Source organism: Bradyrhizobium sp. AZCC 1588, from assembly GCF_036924735.1.
Classification (GTDB): domain Bacteria; phylum Pseudomonadota; class Alphaproteobacteria; order Rhizobiales; family Xanthobacteraceae; genus Bradyrhizobium.
In genome coordinates this window covers 3,715,953-3,732,854 of sequence record NZ_JAZHSC010000001.1, presented here as the reverse complement: position 1 = coordinate 3,732,854, position 16,902 = coordinate 3,715,953, and the positions used below count along the sequence as shown (strand labels likewise).

General features: G+C 61.6%; 18 protein-coding genes and 1 tRNA gene. 12 read left to right on the top strand and 7 right to left on the bottom strand.

What is annotated here, in order from left to right:
- Positions 1-10: 10 nt before the first annotated feature.
- The 4 genes from V1277_RS17490 (at position 11) to V1277_RS17475 (ending at position 3,736) form a co-directional block, all read left to right on the top strand.
- Positions 11-1,051: an LLM class flavin-dependent oxidoreductase gene (locus tag V1277_RS17490; RefSeq protein ID WP_334417396.1), complete on the top strand. Its 1,041-nt coding sequence runs from the start codon at positions 11-13 to the stop codon at positions 1,049-1,051.
- 175 nt (positions 1,052-1,226) lie between these two features.
- On the top strand, positions 1,227-1,841 hold the full coding sequence (locus V1277_RS17485; protein ID WP_334417395.1) for an NADPH-dependent FMN reductase: 615 nt from the start codon (positions 1,227-1,229) through the stop codon (positions 1,839-1,841).
- Between the two features lie 30 nt (positions 1,842-1,871).
- Positions 1,872-2,651, top strand: coding sequence for an alpha/beta fold hydrolase (locus V1277_RS17480; protein ID WP_334417394.1), 780 nt, complete (start codon positions 1,872-1,874; stop codon positions 2,649-2,651).
- Positions 2,652-2,758: 107 nt separating this feature from the next.
- Complete coding sequence (locus V1277_RS17475) at positions 2,759-3,736, top strand: Bug family tripartite tricarboxylate transporter substrate binding protein (protein ID WP_334417393.1); 978 nt, start codon at positions 2,759-2,761, stop codon at positions 3,734-3,736.
- 79 nt (positions 3,737-3,815) lie between these two features.
- Here the strand turns inward: V1277_RS17475 and V1277_RS17470 are convergent, their stop codons facing one another.
- The gene (locus V1277_RS17470) at positions 3,816-4,427 is read right to left on the bottom strand and encodes a GyrI-like domain-containing protein (protein ID WP_334417392.1); all 612 of its coding nucleotides are present in this window, start codon (positions 4,425-4,427) and stop codon (positions 3,816-3,818) included.
- 124 nt (positions 4,428-4,551) lie between these two features.
- Here V1277_RS17470 and V1277_RS17465 point away from each other — a divergent pair, with 124 nt between their 5' ends.
- The 3 genes from V1277_RS17465 to V1277_RS17455 all read left to right on the top strand — a co-directional run bounded on the left by V1277_RS17465 (position 4,552) and on the right by V1277_RS17455 (position 5,997).
- Positions 4,552-4,983, top strand: a complete 432-nt coding sequence (locus V1277_RS17465) for a DUF6841 family protein (protein ID WP_334417391.1) — start codon at positions 4,552-4,554, stop codon at positions 4,981-4,983.
- Between the two features lie 117 nt (positions 4,984-5,100).
- Positions 5,101-5,571 carry a methyltransferase family protein gene (locus V1277_RS17460; protein WP_334417390.1) on the top strand — a complete coding sequence of 157 codons (471 nt, stop codon included), beginning with the start codon at positions 5,101-5,103 and terminating at the stop codon, positions 5,569-5,571.
- A 141-nt stretch (positions 5,572-5,712) separates the two neighbouring features.
- Positions 5,713-5,997 carry a GYD domain-containing protein gene (locus V1277_RS17455; RefSeq protein ID WP_334370905.1) on the top strand — a complete coding sequence of 95 codons (285 nt, stop codon included), beginning with the start codon at positions 5,713-5,715 and terminating at the stop codon, positions 5,995-5,997.
- Positions 5,998-6,166: 169 nt separating this feature from the next.
- Here V1277_RS17455 and V1277_RS17450 read toward each other — a convergent pair whose 3' ends face one another.
- Entirely contained in the window at positions 6,167-7,747 is a 1,581-nt protein-coding gene (locus V1277_RS17450; RefSeq protein WP_334417389.1) for a carboxylesterase/lipase family protein, read from the bottom strand.
- Between the two features lie 259 nt (positions 7,748-8,006).
- Between V1277_RS17450 and V1277_RS17445 the strand changes: the two genes are divergently transcribed.
- Together V1277_RS17445 and V1277_RS17440 are read left to right on the top strand one after the other, a co-directional pair.
- Positions 8,007-9,734, top strand: a complete 1,728-nt coding sequence (locus V1277_RS17445; protein WP_334417388.1) for an ATP-dependent Clp protease adaptor ClpS — start codon at positions 8,007-8,009, stop codon at positions 9,732-9,734.
- 246 nt (positions 9,735-9,980) lie between these two features.
- Positions 9,981-10,754, top strand: a complete 774-nt coding sequence (locus tag V1277_RS17440; protein ID WP_334417387.1) for a type III pantothenate kinase — start codon at positions 9,981-9,983, stop codon at positions 10,752-10,754.
- A gap of 160 nt (positions 10,755-10,914) precedes the next feature.
- Here the strand turns inward: V1277_RS17440 and V1277_RS17435 are convergent, their stop codons facing one another.
- From V1277_RS17435 to V1277_RS17420, 5 genes are all read right to left on the bottom strand, one after another.
- Positions 10,915-11,289: a helix-turn-helix domain-containing protein gene (locus tag V1277_RS17435; protein ID WP_334417386.1), complete on the bottom strand. Its 375-nt coding sequence runs from the start codon at positions 11,287-11,289 to the stop codon at positions 10,915-10,917.
- On the bottom strand, positions 11,246-11,392 hold the full coding sequence (locus V1277_RS35020; RefSeq protein WP_442894583.1) for a BrnT family toxin: 147 nt from the start codon (positions 11,390-11,392) through the stop codon (positions 11,246-11,248). The genes V1277_RS17435 and V1277_RS35020 overlap by 44 nt, the downstream gene beginning before the upstream one ends.
- A 377-nt stretch (positions 11,393-11,769) precedes the next feature.
- On the bottom strand, positions 11,770-12,126 hold the full coding sequence (queD, locus tag V1277_RS17430) for a 6-carboxytetrahydropterin synthase QueD (RefSeq protein ID WP_334417385.1): 357 nt from the start codon (positions 12,124-12,126) through the stop codon (positions 11,770-11,772).
- Between the two features lie 78 nt (positions 12,127-12,204).
- A tRNA-Arg gene (locus tag V1277_RS17425) sits at positions 12,205-12,281 on the bottom strand.
- 264 nt (positions 12,282-12,545) lie between these two features.
- Positions 12,546-14,081, bottom strand: coding sequence for an ATP-binding protein (locus V1277_RS17420; RefSeq protein WP_442894496.1), 1,536 nt, complete (start codon positions 14,079-14,081; stop codon positions 12,546-12,548).
- 360 nt (positions 14,082-14,441) lie between these two features.
- Here V1277_RS17420 and rpmH point away from each other — a divergent pair, with 360 nt between their 5' ends.
- From rpmH to yidC, 3 genes are read left to right on the top strand one after another with little or no spacing between them, the layout of a single operon-like run.
- Positions 14,442-14,576 (top strand): 50S ribosomal protein L34, encoded by a 135-nt coding sequence (gene rpmH, locus V1277_RS17415; protein ID WP_008542748.1) that lies wholly within the window; start codon positions 14,442-14,444, stop codon positions 14,574-14,576.
- 27 nt (positions 14,577-14,603) lie between these two features.
- Positions 14,604-14,948 carry a ribonuclease P protein component gene (gene rnpA, locus V1277_RS17410; RefSeq protein WP_334370918.1) on the top strand — a complete coding sequence of 115 codons (345 nt, stop codon included), beginning with the start codon at positions 14,604-14,606 and terminating at the stop codon, positions 14,946-14,948.
- Positions 14,949-14,967: 19 nt separating this feature from the next.
- Positions 14,968-16,818: a membrane protein insertase YidC gene (gene yidC / locus V1277_RS17405; protein WP_334417384.1), complete on the top strand. Its 1,851-nt coding sequence runs from the start codon at positions 14,968-14,970 to the stop codon at positions 16,816-16,818.
- The last annotated feature ends 84 nt before the right edge of the window (positions 16,819-16,902 follow it).

Genomic DNA, 16,902 nt, shown 5'->3' with positions numbered 1-16,902 from the left:
GAGAAACGCTTTGATCAAGCCATGGATCTTTGAATTCATGCAGGCCCCGAACCTGAGCGACGGGGAGATCCTGCCCAGTACCGTCACTGCCGTGTTCGACGAAGGCTACGCGCATTGGCTCGAAGTCGAAAAGCTGGGGTTCGAAGGAATATTCTTTAGCGAACATCACTTCGGTCACTCATACAGCCCCTCTCCCAACCTGTTGATCGCGGCTATTTCTCGCCACACGACCCGACTGCGGCTGGGAACGATGGGAATGGTCGTGCCGCTTTATGCGCCATGGCGCATCATCGAAGAACTGACGATGCTCGATCACCTGACAAAGGGACGCCTCGAGATCGGCTTTGCAGCCGGCGTGCCGCAGGAGCTCGCGCGGATAGGCTTGGGGATAGAGGAGGCCCGCGAGCGCTTCAACGAGGCTTTGGAAATACTCGACGCCGCCCTCGTGAACCACGTCGTCAGCCACAGCGGAAAGTATTGGAAATTCGAAAACCTCAGCCTGATGCCGAACGTCTTCCTGCAGCCGTCTCCGCCAAAATGGACAACTGTTGTAAGTACCGGATCCGCGCAGAAATCCGCTCAAAGGCAATCCAAGATTTGCACCGGCTTCGAATCCGTCTCCCGCATATCGGAAATTTTCGACGTGTATCGGAAGGAGTCTGCCCGGTTGGGATTTTCGGTAGGGCCCGATCAGCTCGCAATCCGGCGCAATGTCTCCATTTCATACGATGCGGCTGAGGCGCGCGAGGAATCCCATGCCGCGAAGGCAGCGACTCTGAAAGTTGTGGCTGGCGATCCGCGCGTTGTCCAAGGCACATCCTCATTGCTCGATGCGCCGAGGGCTGGGGCCGGCTTTTCACTGCACGACGACGACTACATCGCCGGCACGCCGGCGCAGGTCGCCGAACAAATCATCGATCAATGCCGCAAATGCGGCGCGGGCCATTTTCTCGCGATGCTGGGAAGGAGCTTTACGCCGCGCCGCCGGGAAACACTCGCTCTATTCGGCGAGGAGGTAATCCCCCAATTGCGCCGAGCTGAGATCGCTTGATGCGAGCTAGCGCAGTGTCTTCGTAGGGTGGGCAAAGCGGAGCGTGCCCACCGCTCACGAGCGGTGCGTGTTGTGGTGGGCACGCTCCGCTTTGCCCACCCTACGCAGCTACGCAGGTCGCCCGATTGGATCGGGCGAGCATTTCGGCTTGCAGGCGCAACAACTGGAGCGAAGCATGATTCAGGATAAGCCTCTTATTCTCGGGATAGGAGGAACCCCGCGGCGCGGGTCATCGTCCGAACGCGCGCTCGTGATCAGCCTCAAGGCCGCCGAGGATGAAGGCGCAAGGACCCTTCTTCTCTCCGGCGCAGAACTGCTTCTGCCGATGTATATGCCCGGACAGCAACAGTCCGATCAGGCTTCGCGTCTCCTGGCCGCGCTTCGTGCCTGCCACGGCATTATCATTTCGTCGCCTGCCTACCACGGATCGATATCCGGACTGATAAAGAACGCGCTCGACTACGCGGAAGAACTCAGAACGGATACACGCGCCTACCTGGATGGAATTCCCGTTGGCTGCATCGCCTGTGCTGGCGGGTGGCAGGCGGTTGGGCAAACATTAGCCGCGCTTCGGACGGTTGCTCATTCCCTCAGAGGCTGGCCAACGCCGCTTGGCGCCATGTTGAACACATCCGGCGCGCTGTTCGACGCCGAGGGAAACTGCACAGATGCGGCAACCAGACGTCAGCTTGAGACGGTGGGGCAGCAGGTGATCGACTTCGTGCGCATGCAATCTCGCGGCAGATTGGCAGCGCACTCTTTTTCGACGGATACGATGGTCCAACCGTAGCGCCAGTTCGCTGCCAGGAAGGAGTTTGACGTGGTATTCGAAACGATAAAGCTCGAGATCGATGGCGTTGACACGGTCATAAAAGTCATCGGGAGGGGTCCGGCCGTCCTGGCGCTTCACGGAGCGGCAACGATCGAGGGGCAAGAATGGGCGCGCGGTTTGGCCGACAGGTTTCGAGTCTATCTGCCATTCCACCCCGGCTTCGGCGAAAGCGGAGCTGCGCCGCATATCTGCGGGATGCAGGATTTGATCGTCCATAATTTGCGACTCATCGCAGCATTGGAGCTGGATCGGCCGCACCTCGTGGGTCATTCCATGGGCGGCTGGATGGCGGCAGAAATGGCGGTGGTCGCCGGCGAACGTTTTGCTCGTCTGGTGCTGAACGCGCCTGCCGGGCTCAACCATCCTGATCATCGCGGCGCCGACCCCACCAAAGTCGCTCCGCAAGATTTGCCTGGCTACCTGGCGCATCGAACGGAAATCGCAGCCCAATACTTTCCCGGAGGCTCGCTTGCACCCCCGCCAGAGCAGTTCATTGCGGCAAGGGAAAAGGAAGCCAAGGCGCTGAGCAACATTCAGAAGGCCCACGGCATGGGACACCCGAATCTCCGTCGATGGCTAAGCCGGATACCCAACGAAACGCTCGTCGTGTGGGGCGACAGGGACAGGATCGCACTTGCCAGTCAGGCGGAACTCTGGGCAAGCGCGATTCCAAAAGCACGCACTCGTATCGTGCCCGGCGTTGGGCACTTCGCCATGCAGGAAGACCCCGCCTGTGTCACGGCGATCGGCGATTTCCTCGCGGGTTGAAAGTGACTTACCCCGCCCGCTCTCTTTCATATGCGGAACGGGATCCTGCGGATGGATCGAGCGATCCATCGCTATTCCTTCAAATAGTAAGACCCAGGGAGATAATCATGAGAGCCATTGTGGTCGCGATCGCCTTCACCGCGGGCCTAATATCCACTTCGCTGGCACAGACCTCGCTAGCACAGACCTGGCCCAGCCAGTCCATTCGCCTCATTGTCAACTTTCCCGCGGGAGGAGCAGCAGATCAGCTCGCGCGCCTTGTAGGTCAGCCTCTCAGCGAAGCTTTCGGTCAGTCGGTCGTGATCGAAAACAGGGGAGGCGCTGGCGGAAATCTGGGCGGAGAATTCGTGGCGAGGTCGGCGCCGGATGGCTACACCCTGCTGATGTCTTCAGGCGGAATGGTGGCGATCAATCCGCATCTGTATGCCAAAATGCCATTCGACCCCACGAAGGACATCATCCCCGTCGCGTCCGTTGCACGCGTGCCTTTCTATCTCGTCATTCGGGCGGACAGTCCGGTGCGGGATTTCAAGGAATTCATTGCTGACCTGAAGGCCAATCCGGAAAAGCGGAATTTTGGATCGCCCGGTATCGGCAGCTCTCCCCATCTTGCGGCAGAAATGTTGAAGAACATGACCGGCACAAGCGCAGTGCACGTGCCGTACCGCGGTGCAGCGCCTGCGCTCAATGACCTGCTCGGGGGGCAACTCGACTTTCTGTTCGATCCCGGCATCGCCATCGAGCACGTGAAAGCCGGCAAGCTGCGTGCTCTTGCGATCGGAAGCCCCCAACGATCGCCGCAACTTCCGAATGTACCCACGCTCGACGAACTCGGCCTGACCGGCTTTGATGCGGATGCCCTATTCGGCATCTACGCGCCAGCCGGAACATCACCCGATGTTGTCGCGCGTTTGAACAAGGAAGTTAATCGATCGCTTGCAACCGCCGCGTTGAGCGAGCGTTTCGCGACCCTCGGAAACATCGCCGCACCGATGTCTCCGGAAGAGTTCAAGGAAAAGTCCCGCAAAGACTCCGAGCGGTTCGGCGCGATCATACGCGAGCGGGGCATTCGCGCCGCCAACTAGCTGCAAGTTTCGTAGCCGGCCTCTGTGGCGCTTGACGTGCTGATCAGGCTCCACGCCGCTTGGAGTAGTTCACGGACTTTCACTTCTGCCGCACGGGTTGGCGGATCACGGTCTTGAGCTTTTCAGGCGCCGTCTTGCGAGGGTCGCTCAGATAGACCTCATGATGCCGACCGGCGAAGTCGTAGCCGCCCGAAGGCATGATCTCCCGGTGCAACCTCGCGAGCAGCGGTCCTTCGTCGTCGTAGCTGCCCACGTGCAGTGCCTGGAGGCAGAGACCTTCCTCCAGGCTTTCGAGCCGCAGACTGTCAGGAAGCGCGCCGAGCTTCTCTCGCGCCTTGATCCTGGCAGCCAGGAAGGTTTCGTCATCCACATAGTCCGGCACCATGATCATCATGGTCCACTCCCACTCGTCCTTGCGCCGAGCGGAGAAGCTCTCGGGATCGGGAGCTGACCAAAGTCCCTCCAATGGCATCACGACGAAGTCTTTCCCGTTTGCCTTGCAGGAGAATTTGATCGTAAAGGCCGTCGCGTAGAGGCTTTCCACGGCCAGCCTATAAGCTTGCGCGGTGTTCGGGTCACCATGACCATCTACCATGAGGTAGGAAACCGGCGGCACATCGATCGTCACGAAGCGGTTAAGGGGAGCGGTGAAGAGCGGCTTCCTCACCTTCTTTAGATCCAGCTTCTCCATCTACCCCTCACAGCATTCTGAACATGTTTGGCGGCCGGACCCGGCCAGTCTTGCTAGACCACACTAAACCATCTTGCGCAGAATGCGTTGAGCCAAGAGAGCCATAGTGAGGAGGCGGCACCTTATGGAAAAGAACGTAAAGGACTTGTTTGAGCGCTATGCGCACCTGTTCCGAATGGCGCTCAGGGATCAAGTGGATATGGACCAGGTGACGTCTTCATACGCCACTTCGTTCGTTGCTGCCTCGCCGGCTGGCGTCAGTGTCGGCCGGAATGACGAGCACTTGAAGCAGATGATGCAACAGGGGTTTGAACATTATCGCCGGATCGGTACCAAGGATATGCGACTTCGCAATGTCCGCATCGCACCTATCGACGAGCACCATTGCCTGGCGCACGTCGCTTGGACCGCCATCTACGACCGTGGCAGCGAAGTGGATGTTTCCATTGATTTTGAGGTCCATTACCTGGTGCAGCAGCTCGAAGACACACCAAAGATCTTTGGATGGGTGTCAGGGGACGAGCAAGCCGTTCTGAAAGAACACGGCATCGTCTGAGTTCCGCTTCCGCCCTTCGCGCCCCGGTGCAACCAGCAGATCTCGGGCTGGCTGCGATTTGTGCTATGCTTGCAAACAGCCTTCAGCCACATCAAACGCTGTTTCACCGGTCCCGTTATGGCTGACATAACAGATACCGCTGGTGTCATTGTCCGGCCGCCGATCGCGTGGGCGCTCGCGGTGCTCGCCGGGTTCGCGCTCAACTGGCTCATGCCCTTGCCGTTCTTGCCGACCGCGCTACCTGCAGGCTGGCTAGGCGCAATAGTGTTCGCCCTCGCGTTGGCGCTGGTCGCGTGGGCGATCTCTACCATGACCCGGGCCGGCTCGAACGTGCCCACCAACCTGCCGACCACGACCATCGTGGAGGCTGGCCCCTACCGCTTCACGCGAAATCCCATCTATCTCGGCATGGTGCTGGGGCTGATCGGCTTGGCCATTGCCTTCAACAGCTTCTGGCTGTTGATGACGCTGGTGCCCTTCGCGCTAGTCATCCGCTACGGTGTGATCGCCCGCGAGGAAGCCTACCTCGAGCGCAAGTTCGGGGACGTCTATCGCCGCTACTGCGCGCGGGTACGGCGCTGGCTATAGGGCTTGTCGGCCAGGACCAGCGCCGGGGGAACCCGTGCCTCGCCGTTCCCGCTCCGTAAATCGGCATGGGCATGGGTCGTGGGAAGGCGTATATTTGTGTGGTCCTTCGCGCAAAATGATCAACCTCTCGTGGAGGTGGCCATGAAATATGTGCTGCTTGGTAATCTGAGCCCGGAATGGGCAAGCAAGCAATCGGAGCGGATCGGCAAGGCCAAGACAAAACTCGACAAGCTAGGCATCAAGGTCGAGTCGATCCACTACACGCAGGGCTACTACGATTTCGTCGACATCGTCGATGCCCCGAATGAGGCGGCGATGCTCGCGTTCTCCGTCTGGTACGCGACGCAAGGTTTGGGCCGGATCCAAAGTATGCCGGCCTTCGACACCAAGACCTTCGAAGCCGCGATCAAGGACGCAGCGGGCTAGGCGTCGAGCAGTGGTTCACGGCTTTCCTGCGAACCACCCGTTCGCTTGTGCAAGCTGGGTGGAGCATTCTTCCCGGGCCTGGTGCTGAGCTTACCCCGGAGTGATCGAAAAACCGGCGCGGCACGGTCGATGAAGATTGGGCATGATGCCGCCAGCCGCTACGCAGCGACTACTGCGGTGGTACAGCCTGCCTCTCGACCGCGCGTTCGATCAGATCGAGCCGCGATTTCCAAGGGTCGGCTTGCACGACCGCTGTGGCGTCAGGCGTGAACATCATCAGCTCGGACTTTGCGGGATCGAAGGGCGGCCATGTGGGCAGGCCGCTGCGGTTCGGATCGCCGGTTTTGGCGAACTCAGCAATGTAGCCCATAAATAGATCAGCCATCGCGCGGTCCTTTGCCGTTGCGGCCGCACCGTACGTCGCAGCTAGCGTGCCGAAGAGATAGGACACTTCCTTGGCATGCTCCGCGGTGCCTTTCGGCCGCAGCGATTCGGCGACATATCCAAACCGGTAGAGCCACGCCGGCTGGCCGGCTGCGGTCACCTGTTTCGCGACGAAGCGAGCTGGCTCATGCATCGTGATATCCACCGCGATGTTCTTGATCGCGGCGCCCGGGTCCACCGCGCTTGCGAAATATACGGCGTTCGCGACCGGCGCATCCGCGCCGAAGAACGACAGGGGATTATCCCGGGGCGGAAACACGACCGGCAAATCGTCGCTCGTCGTACCGATCAGCACCGGCACCTTGGCCGCCGTGCGCTTGCGCAACGCCTCGCCGGGCATGTCCATGCCGGTCACGATCTTGCCGTCGACGATCGGGCCGCCGGCATAGGTGTCCACCTTTCCCAGCAACGCCTCCACGCCGAGGTCGCTACTGACTTTCTGCGCCGGCAGGGCCCGCAGCGCCGCAAGCACGTCGGCGCCGCTTCCGGTGATACCCACGCTCTGCACAAAGGCGACGCCGGCCTCTTCGGCCCGCGCACGCGATGCTCCGATCCCATAGGTGCGGCCGCCGCCCGACATGACCACGGCGCGATGAAACAAGCCGTGCGCCGCGGGCCACGCCAAGTGATGCATCACGGAAACCGCACCAGCGGACTCGCCCGCGATCGTCACCTGCTTTGCATCGCCACCGAACTGAGCAATGTTACGCTGTACCCATTGCAGCGCGGCGAGTTGATCGAGGAAGCCGTAATTGCCGGGTGCTTCTTCGTCCGAAGCCGTCAGCGCCGGATGCATAAAGAACCCGAGCCGCCCCAGGCGGTAATTCAGGGACACCACGACCAGGCCCTGGCCTGCGAGCGCACTGCCATCGAAGGTCGGCGCGGATGCTCCGCCAGCGATGAAGCCGCCGCCGTGAATCCACACCAGGACCGGGAACCGATCGCCTGGCTTGAGCGCGGCCGGGCGCCATACATTCAAGAACAGGCAATCCTCGTCGAACTTGCCACCGCTCGCGGCGGCAGCGCCCGGTGTTGGCTTCTGTACGCAGTCGGAGCCGTATTCAGCGGCCTGACGTACGTCGCGCCAGGCCGCAGCCGGCTGCGGTGCGCGCCAGCGCAAAGCCCCAACCGGCGGTGCTGCGTACGGAACACCCTTGAAGGCAGCAACGTCGTTCGAAGCGACGCCCCTTATTATCCCAGCTTCGACGGTCACAGTCGGTGCGGTCTGGGCCGCAGCAGGAGAGAGCGCGCCGAGCGCGCTGGCCGCCGCTACAAGCAGAACCTTGCGGTAGAGTCGTCCGTTCATGGCGCTTCCAATCACGCCTAACGGGGGATGTCCGGAGACGTTCCGAGGCGGCGGCGCGCAGGGCCCCTGGGATGATGGCGAACGACGGCGTAGGACTGGCCGCTAGAAGCCTCTGTAGCGGAGCAACTCGCGCAGCAAGAATGGCGGTGACTAGCGACACAACCCGATGTATTCATGGCGATTCTCTGACCACTTGACGTGGCGCGCTGCCTATGTTCTCTTTTTGTTCTTTGGGCAACGCGTACGAGGTTTTTCTTTCATGCATGACATTTGCACTGACGCCGGGTCGATCACGCTCTTCATTCATAATGACGACGATACGCCCGTCGAATTCGTCCGGCAGCTCCTTCGCAACGTCTTCGGCAAGTCGGAACGGGAAGCGATCGCATTCACCGCGCTGATCGAGAACGAAGAGAAGGTGGCCTGCGGCCCCTACCCGGGCCCGGTCGCCAAGGCGCTGCTGGATTCGGCACGGCAAAGCATCGGCGCCGCCGGTCATGGTTTGCTGATCACCAGCGAAACCGCGACCACGAAAGGCGCATGCGATCTTTGCGGAGCACCGGCGGCTGGCAGTGAAATCCGGCTTGCCGGCAGGACAGCGTGCCTCTGCAACAGCTGCCTGCTTGCCGTCAGGCGCGCATCGGAGGCCGTGCCTGGAGACGAGTTCAAATACGCCTGGCTCGCGCTTGACTGGCATTTTGCCGGAATCCCGCGAAACCAGCTGGTGACGAGAGCGCGGCAGTTTCCCGGCCACATGCGCGCCGACGTCCAGGTCGCGGTCGACCAGTTGCTCGCCTCGCCGCTGCACTTCTTCGGCATTCACGAGGAGTATCGCTATGAGACGCTGGTATTTGCGGCCCTGATGAAGGAGAGCCGGAACGCACCCACGCTTGCGCCGCCGCAGTACCACGACGTCGAAATCGGTGAAGCGCAGCCGGTGAAATGCCTGCATAACGGACTGTGGCTGTGCAGCGCCGGCGAGCTCCGCTACGCCGTGCTGCTTTCGTTTCATCGCGAATACCAGCATGAGGCTGCGATACGCATCGAGATCGCCGTGCCGGCCGGCGCCGCCGGCGACGCACTGGTGCAACGTTCGTTCGCCGAGCTTGAAGAGGCGGTGCACGCCGCGCGTTCCTATCGCGGCAAGATCCTTTCGCTCGAAGGTGGATCCGACTATCGCGGACGGTCGAGCGGGGTCATGGTGCACCGGCTGCCGGCAGTCGGACGTGAGGAAGTCATCTTGCCCGAACAGACGCTGAAGCTGCTCGATCGCAACGTCATGGGCTTTGTCGGCAATCGCGCCGCGCTTCGCAAGCTGGGCCAATCGACCCGCAAGGGCATCCTGCTTTACGGCCCGCCGGGCACCGGCAAGACGCACACGATCCGTTACCTCGCGACCAATTTGCCCGGACATACGACGTTGATCATCACGGCCGAGCAGGTGGGGTTGCTCGGCGCCTATATGAAGCTGGCGCGCCTGTTGCAGCCGACGATGGTCGTGATCGAGGACGTCGACCTCATCGCCCGCGATCGCGAAGAGATGGGATCGTGTGAAGAGCCGCTGCTCAACAAGCTGCTCAACGAAATGGACGGGCTGAAGGAGGACTCCGACATCCTGTTCGTCCTGACCACCAACCGGCCGGAGCAGCTTGAAGGCGCGCTGGCCGGCCGGCCCGGACGTATCGACCAGGCGATCGAAGTGCCGCTGCCCGACGGCATCGGCCGCAGCAAGCTTGTTCAGCTCTATGGCAAGGACCTGCCGATGGATCAGACCATCATTGATGAGACCGTGAACCGCACGAAGGGCGTCAGCGCCGCGTTCATCAAGGAATTGATGCGGCGTATCGCGCAAACGAGCATTTTTCGGGATGGCGGTTCGACGGTCGAATTCGGCGACATCAGCGAAGCGCTGGACGACATGTTGTTCACTGGCGGCAGACTCAACGTCACGCTGCTCGGCGGAGCGCAGGAAATGGCAGGCTCTTGATCGGACTTGGCTTGCGAGGCGGAATAACGCGGCACATGTAACAAGTGTATGCCAACGGAGTAGCGTGATGTCGGAGCAGAGGCGTCGATTGAAGGAAGGTTTCCTGAAGTCGACGATCCCGTGCCGGTGCGGTAGAACAGGTTATGATGCCGGAGCCTTTCATACGCTACAATTGATAATTTTGCGCTTGTCTGCGATCTTGCGCCGCGCCCAGATAATGTGAAGCTGTAACGTAGGACTTGATCGATGCTTCTAGCAATTGAGCAGGGAAACACCAACAGCGTGTTCGCGGTTCACGACGGCGACCATTGGATCGCCCAATGGCGATCGGCTACCGAGCCTAGCCGTACAGCCGATGAATACGCCGTGTGGCTGTCGCAGCTGATGGCGATGCACAAACTTGAGCTCAGCCTTTTGAATGCCTGTGTGATATCGAGTGTAGTGCCGCAGTCAATCTTCAACCTGCGAAACCTGTCGCGTCGTTACCTGCACGCCGAGCCGTTGATCATTGGTGAGAATACTGAGCTGGGCATCCAGGTGCGGACCAAGAAGCCCTCGGAGGTCGGATCGGACCGTCTGGTCAATGCGCTCGGCGCGCTCAAGCTCTATTCCGGGCCATTGATCATTGTCGACAGCGGGACCGCCATCACGCTGGACGTGATCGCGAGTGATGGCGGCTTCGAGGGAGGTGTGATCGCGCCAGGCGTCCACCTGTCGATGGAGGCCCTGCATGCAGCCGCCGCGAAGCTTCCCAGAATTGCGCTGCAAATGCCACAACGGGTGGTAGGCGATGACACGGTTAGCGCCATGCAGTCCGGTATTTTCTGGGGTCACGTTGCGCTCATCGAAGGAATGATTGCTCGCATTAAGGCTGAGCGGAACGAAGCAATGACGGTCGTCGCCACCGGCGGTGTCGCATCGTTGTTCCACGACGCCACCAAGGCGATAGATCACTTCGATCCCGACCTGACGATTCGCGGTCTGCTGGAGATATACCGGCGTAATACGGGATTACGGTGACGCTCAATTCGAGAACTTAACGGGTTCAATCGAAGAAGCGGCCGATTTTGGCTGCGATCGCGTATTCCGAAATGGCGCGCCACGGCCGATGAAGATGGGCACTACTGCTTCGCCGTGGCGCTATGATGTGGCGCTCCGCAGGTCGAGAAAGCCGCCGAGACTACGCCGCACTATCCGCGAGCAATCTCCGCATGACCTTCGGGTCGCGCTCGATAGCCAGCAACAACGCACGGGCTGGTGCGTCGGGCGTGCTGCGGCGCTGCTCCCAATCACGCAAAGTCGTGATGGGCAAGTGGAAGGCTTCGGCAAATTCCGCCTGCGTTATCCCGAGGCGCTGCCGCAGCACCTTCACGCGCGATACTCGGCGCGTCCTCGCGAGTTGTTCGGGCGTGAGCGGCTGCGCATCAGGGTCGGACCGCGCGGCAGCCATTACCTCCTCGTCGCTCATCGCACCGAGTCGCGTCCAATCGGTGCGGCCCCGTGGAAGGGGTTCACCACGTTTCACGGTCACCCGCGTAGTACCGGTCTTGCTCATGTCGTGTGGCCTTTCGGGCCGAAATGATTCTACAGATGTCGTCGTCACGCACGGTCACAACCACGAACAGAACGTCTCGGTGCGCCATTCCGATGACCTGCATCCGCTCCTCGCCGTAGGCGAACCGCGTGTCGATTTCTTCCAGACGGGTTCGGGTCTTCGAGGGCCGCAATGGCATCCGCAAAATCCACGCCGTGCTTGCGAAGGGTTATCGGCGGCTTTGCGATTGTCCCATTCGTATTGCACGCACTGGATGCGTACCGGATACCGGTAGTGGCGGCAAGTGGCGAGAGCGAAGCGTTCCGTCGCGGATTTGGTCAGGCTTCGTACGAATGGCGAGCGTGGCGTACTATGGCGAAATGGCGCGCCCGGAACGATTCGAACCTCTGCCCTCAGATTCGTATATGCAGAGGGGCCACCGAACAGGCGCGCTGGCCATGGGAGCTCTTGAGATCTAAATGGGCCGGCGTGCGGTTGTCGTCACCGCCCGTCATATTCGGCCCAGCAGTCCGCCGTTTCGCAGACCCGAACGGCCGAGATTTGCTCAAGACCCGGCTTCAATCGGTCCCATATCCAGACCGCAATATTCTCGGCGGTCGGGTTCTCCAGTCCCTCGACGTCGTTCAGGCATCTGTGGTCCAGGGCGTCCACGATGCCGGCGAAGCATTTTTCGATATCAAAGAAGTCCGCGACGAAACCCGTGTGCGGGTCTACCGGTCCATCCAGATGAACCTCGACACGATAGGAATGGCCGTGCAGCCGGCGGCATCGATGCGTCTCGGGCACGTTTGGCAGCCGATGTGCCGCCTCGAATTTGAACGCCTGCGATATCCTCATCTGGTTCCTGGCAGGGCAAGGCCCATCCGCACCGGCCTAACGACCAGATGCCATGCTGTTCTGACCGACGTCGAAGAATGGCGCGCCCGAAGAGATTCGAACTCCTGACCCCCAGATTCGTAGTCTGGTGCTCTATCCAGCTGAGCTACGGGCGCGTTTTTCGCTTGGCATTTGGGCTTTAAGGGGCCCGGATGCGTCCGACAAAAGCCTCGGACGGTCGCGAAAGAGCGCTTTAGCTACCCGCTCCGGCTTCGCTTTGCAAGGTGGGGAAATGCGATCGGGGGGCCAATTCCGGGCAGTATTTCTGTCATTCGGGGAAGCGCCATAGCGCAAACGTCGGATGTGCCCGGCACATCGGGGCAATCTCGCGCCGTAACCACTGGATTTTCGGGTTCGATGCTTTCGCATCCCCCAAGCGCCTACGCCCGCGCCCGCTCGTTGCGGACGCTCTGCAGTTCCACCGGGCGGTCGGGGATCGAGACGCGGAAGGTGGCGCCGATGGTGCCTTCGACCAGGTGGATGTCGCCGCCATGGGCGCGGACCAGCTCGGCTGCGATCGCCAGGCCCAGCCCGCTGCCGCCGGGGCGGCCGGAGGTCTGGAACGCCTCGAACAGGTGCTCGCGCGTCTTTGCCGGCACGCCCGGACCGGTGTCGGAAACTTCGATGATCGCGACCGAGCCTTCGCGGCGGCCGGTGATTCGGATCTGCAAGGTCGCGGCGTCGCCCTTGGGGCGGCTGTCGAGCGCCTGCACCGCGTTGCGCACCAGGTTGAGCAGCACGCGAAAGAGCTGGTCGGGATCGGCGTCAATGGAGAGCCCGCGCTCGATCGCGTTGATCCAGGTGATCGAGGCGTCGGCGGCGAGGCCGGCGGATTCGCGTACCTCGGTGACCACGGGTTCGACCTGGACCAGGCGGCGGTCGGGCTCGGCCTCCTGGACGCGGCCATAGGACAGCGTCGATTGGCAGAAGTCGATGGCGCGCTCCAGCGAGCGCATCAGTTTCGGCGCAAAGCGCTGCACCCGTGGATCGGGCACGCTGGCCAATTGATCCGACAGCAATTGCGAGGACGCCAGAAGATTGCGCAGATCATGGTTGATCTTCGACACCGCAAGCCCGAGCGCGGCAAGCCGGCTCTTCTGGGAGAGCATCGAGACGAGGTCGCGCTGCATGTCGGACAGTTCGCGCTCGACGACACCGATCTCGTCGCCGCGCTGGCTCGGCACGATGATGCGCGCCGCGCTTTCGGGGTTTTCGTGGAAACCGACGAGATTGGCGGTCAGCCGCCGCATCGGGCGGACAAACAGATAATGCAGCGCGAGGTAAACCAGCCCCGCGGCCAGCATCGCGATCCCCAGCGAGACCAGCAGCAGGTTGCTGGAAAACCGGTACATCGCCAGCCGCAACGGCTTTTCGTCGATGACGACCTCGATGAATTGCGCGCCGCCGGGCGCGGGCCCCACCACGCGGATGGTCTGGTTGCCTCGCTCCAGCATAGTCTCAAAGGACTCGACGATCGCGGACCATACCGTGAGCGTCCGCATGTCGATGTCACGGTCGATCGCCGGCGGCAGGTCGGCGCTGGCGAGCAGCCGACGCTGTTGCCCCATCTTGATGGCGACCGCCCGCGCGCCGACGCTGGTCAGAATCTGCCGGGCCAGCGAATCCGGGACCATGCCGAGCGGCGCGGCGTCCAGCACCAAGGCGGCGGTATTGGCCGCGGCGAGGCGGTCGTTCAGCCGGTTGGTCCAGAAATTCGCGATCGAAGGCACGTAGATCATCAGGAGCGCGATCATCACGAGCGGGATGGTGAGCAGCAAGAGCTTGCCGGACAGGCCGAGCCGCCGCGGGCCCGAAGGCCGCGGCGCTTGAGGAGTCGGCTGGTCGGTCGCTGACACGATTATCCGCCTTGATATCTCTGCTTTCGGAGCCCGCCGAACCCAGGCCGCCCGGCCCATATAAGTTCGCGTTCCCGTGATTCCGAGGATGCGTTTGGGCCACCGAACGGTCAAATTACCGATCGCTAATGTCTTGTGGTTCCGATGGTCCGGGCGCGTCGCCGTCTTGCCCCTGAAAACCCCACGAAAACAGATATATTCGCCCCAATTGCGACGTTTCAAAGAACGGCTGATGTGGCGACCCCCGACATTGACGAAAACAGGTCGCTCCCGTATAAGCCGCGCCAATTGTCCGCGATGGCCCGGTTTCACCGGGGGCGGCTCGCTTTGGGCCGTAAATGGCCCGTTTTCGGGCCGGCCCGCATCATCGGACGCATCTCAATCCAACAGGCAAATTGCCCGGTCAGCGGAGAATTACCCGTGAAGCGGACTTATCAACCCAGCAAACTGGTGCGCAAGCGCCGTCACGGCTTCCGCGCCCGCCTCGCCACCGCAGGCGGCCGCAAGGTTCTCGCCGCTCGCCGTGCGCGCGGCCGCAAGCGTCTGAGCGCCTGAGCCGGATCCTTTCCGGAGATTTCATTCATGGATCGGCTGAGGCAGCGGGCGGACTTTCTCGCCGTTGCCAATGGCACGCGGGCCAACAGTGCTGCCTTCGTGGTGCAGGGCCGGGCCCGCGACGATGACGGCCCGATCCGAGTAGGCTTCACCGTTACCAAAAAGAACGGTACTGCTACCGAGCGCAATCGCATCCGGCGCAGGCTTCGCGAACTGGTGAAGCGGCTGGACGTCATATCAATGCGACCGCACCATGATTATGTGCTTGTAGGCCGTCGCGCCGCGCTCACCCGCGACTTCGCAACCATGCTCGACGATCTCCGCTCGGCGCTGCATCGCCTCGACCGGCAGCCGACCAAACATCCGAATTGAATGGCGAGACCTCAAAACGATGACCGACAACCGCAACACCATCCTCGCCGTCATTCTGTCCGGCCTCGTGCTGATCGCCTGGCAGTATTTCTACAACATGCCGCAGATGGAGCGGCAGCGTGCGCAACAGCAGACCCAGGCTGAACTTAACAAGTCGCAGCCGCCGGCGACCCCGGGCGCCACCCCGCAGCCGGGCTCGACGCCCTCCCCCGGCGCGCCCGCCGGCCAGCCGGCCCAGCCGGTCGTCAACCGCGACACCGCGATTGCCGCCTCGCCCCGCATCAAGATCGAGACGCCGCGGATTTCCGGCAGCATCGCGCTGAAGGGCGCGCGCATCGACGACCTCGCATTGGAGAAATTCCGCGACACCGTCGATCCGAAGTCGCCGGCGATCGTGCTGTTCTCGCCCTCGGGGACGGCGCATCCGTATTACGCGGAATTCGGTTGGGTCGCCGCCTCCGGCTCGGCGGCCAAGCTTCCCGACCGCGAAACGGTTTGGCAGCAGGAAGGCTCCGGCAGCCTGAGTCCCGAGAGGCCGGTCACGCTGAAATGGGACAATGGCGAAGGTCTCACCTTCCGCCGCACCATTGCGATCGACGACCGCTATCTCTTCACCATCAAGGACGACGTCACCAACGTCGGCAATGCGCCGGTCACGCTCTATCCGTTCGCCCTTATCTCCCGCCACGGCACGCCGGAGGTCTCGGGCTACTACATCCTGCATGAAGGCCTGATCGGCTATCTCGGCGACCAGCGCCTGCAGGAATACAGCTACTCGAAGATCGACGAAGCTAAGTCGGTCGCCTTCAACGTCACCAATGGCTGGCTCGGCATCACGGACAAATACTGGGCGTCGGCGCTGTTGCCGGACACCACCGCCAGGCTGCAGGCGCGCTTCTCCTCCAACCTGGCCGGCGCCAAGCGCACCTACCAGACCGACTACCTGCTGGATCCGCAGACGATTGCGATCGGCGGCACCGGCAGTGCCAATGCTCGGCTGTTCGCCGGCGCCAAGGAGGCCAGCGTCGTCGGCATCAACTTCCCGTTTGCCGGCCATGGCGGCTACAACAAGCAGCTCGGGCTCAACCAATTCGATCTATTGATCGATTGGGGCTGGTTCTACTTCATCACCAAGCCGATGTTCCTGTTGCTCGACTATTTCTTCCATCTGGTCGGCAATTTCGGCGTCTCCATCCTGCTGGTGACGGTGCTGATCAAGCTCTTGTTCTACCCGCTCGCCAACAAATCCTATGCCTCGATGGCGAAGATGAAGTCGGTGCAGCCGCAGCTCGCCGCGCTGAAGGAGCGCTATCCCGACGACCGCCAGAAGCAGCAGCAGGAGATGATGGAGATCTACCGCAAGGAGAAGATCAACCCGATCGCGGGCTGCCTTCCCATTGCGCTGCAGATTCCGGTGTTCTTCTCGCTCTACAAGGTGCTGTTCGTTACCATCGAAATGCGGCACGCGCCGTTCTACGGCTGGATCAAGGACCTTTCGGCGGCGGATCCGACCAACCTGTTCAATCTCTTCGGTCTGCTGCCTTTCGATCCGACGCACATACCGGTGATCGGATTTTACCTCGCGCTCGGCGTCTGGCCGATCATCATGGGCATCACGATGTGGTTCCAGATGAAGCTGAACCCGACGCCGCCGGATCCGACCCAGAAGATGATCTTCGACTGGATGCCGCTGATCTTCACCTTCATGCTGGCGGGCTTCCCGGCGGGTCTCGTGATCTACTGGGCCTGGAACAACCTGCTCTCGGTGATCCAGCAGAGCTACATCATGCGAAAGAACGGCGTGAAGGTGGAGCTGTTCGACAATCTCAAGGCGACGTTCGCACCGAAGAAGGCCGCCGAGAAGACGTGATATGACATCGTCATTCCGGGGCGATGCGAAGCATCGAACTATGGTGCGCAATTGCGCACCTGAGAATCTCGAGATTCCCCGATG

Bases quoted from the DNA above. Each gene is read 5' to 3' on its own strand.
- V1277_RS17470 (WP_334417392.1), bottom strand. From the start codon at position 4,427: ATGGAGAAGCTGGATCTAAAGAAGGTGAGGAAGCCGCTCTTCACCGCT.
- V1277_RS17420 (WP_442894496.1), bottom strand. From the start codon at position 14,081: ATGGGCCGGGCGGCCTGGGTTCGGCGGGCTCCGAAAGCAGAGATATCA.
- V1277_RS17485 (WP_334417395.1), top strand. From the start codon at position 1,227: ATGATTCAGGATAAGCCTCTTATTCTCGGGATAGGAGGAACCCCGCGG.
- V1277_RS17435 (WP_334417386.1), bottom strand. From the start codon at position 11,289: ATGAGCAAGACCGGTACTACGCGGGTGACCGTGAAACGTGGTGAACCC.
- V1277_RS35020 (WP_442894583.1), bottom strand. From the start codon at position 11,392: ATGCAGGTCATCGGAATGGCGCACCGAGACGTTCTGTTCGTGGTTGTG.
- V1277_RS17450 (WP_334417389.1), bottom strand. From the start codon at position 7,747: ATGAACGGACGACTCTACCGCAAGGTTCTGCTTGTAGCGGCGGCCAGC.
- V1277_RS17455 (WP_334370905.1), top strand. From the start codon at position 5,713: ATGAAATATGTGCTGCTTGGTAATCTGAGCCCGGAATGGGCAAGCAAG.
- V1277_RS17445 (WP_334417388.1), top strand. From the start codon at position 8,007: ATGCATGACATTTGCACTGACGCCGGGTCGATCACGCTCTTCATTCAT.
- rnpA (WP_334370918.1), top strand. From the start codon at position 14,604: ATGGATCGGCTGAGGCAGCGGGCGGACTTTCTCGCCGTTGCCAATGGC.
- V1277_RS17460 (WP_334417390.1), top strand. From the start codon at position 5,101: ATGGCTGACATAACAGATACCGCTGGTGTCATTGTCCGGCCGCCGATC.
- yidC (WP_334417384.1), top strand. From the start codon at position 14,968: ATGACCGACAACCGCAACACCATCCTCGCCGTCATTCTGTCCGGCCTC.
- V1277_RS17475 (WP_334417393.1), top strand. From the start codon at position 2,759: ATGAGAGCCATTGTGGTCGCGATCGCCTTCACCGCGGGCCTAATATCC.
- queD (WP_334417385.1), bottom strand. From the start codon at position 12,126: ATGAGGATATCGCAGGCGTTCAAATTCGAGGCGGCACATCGGCTGCCA.
- V1277_RS17465 (WP_334417391.1), top strand. From the start codon at position 4,552: ATGGAAAAGAACGTAAAGGACTTGTTTGAGCGCTATGCGCACCTGTTC.
- V1277_RS17440 (WP_334417387.1), top strand. From the start codon at position 9,981: ATGCTTCTAGCAATTGAGCAGGGAAACACCAACAGCGTGTTCGCGGTT.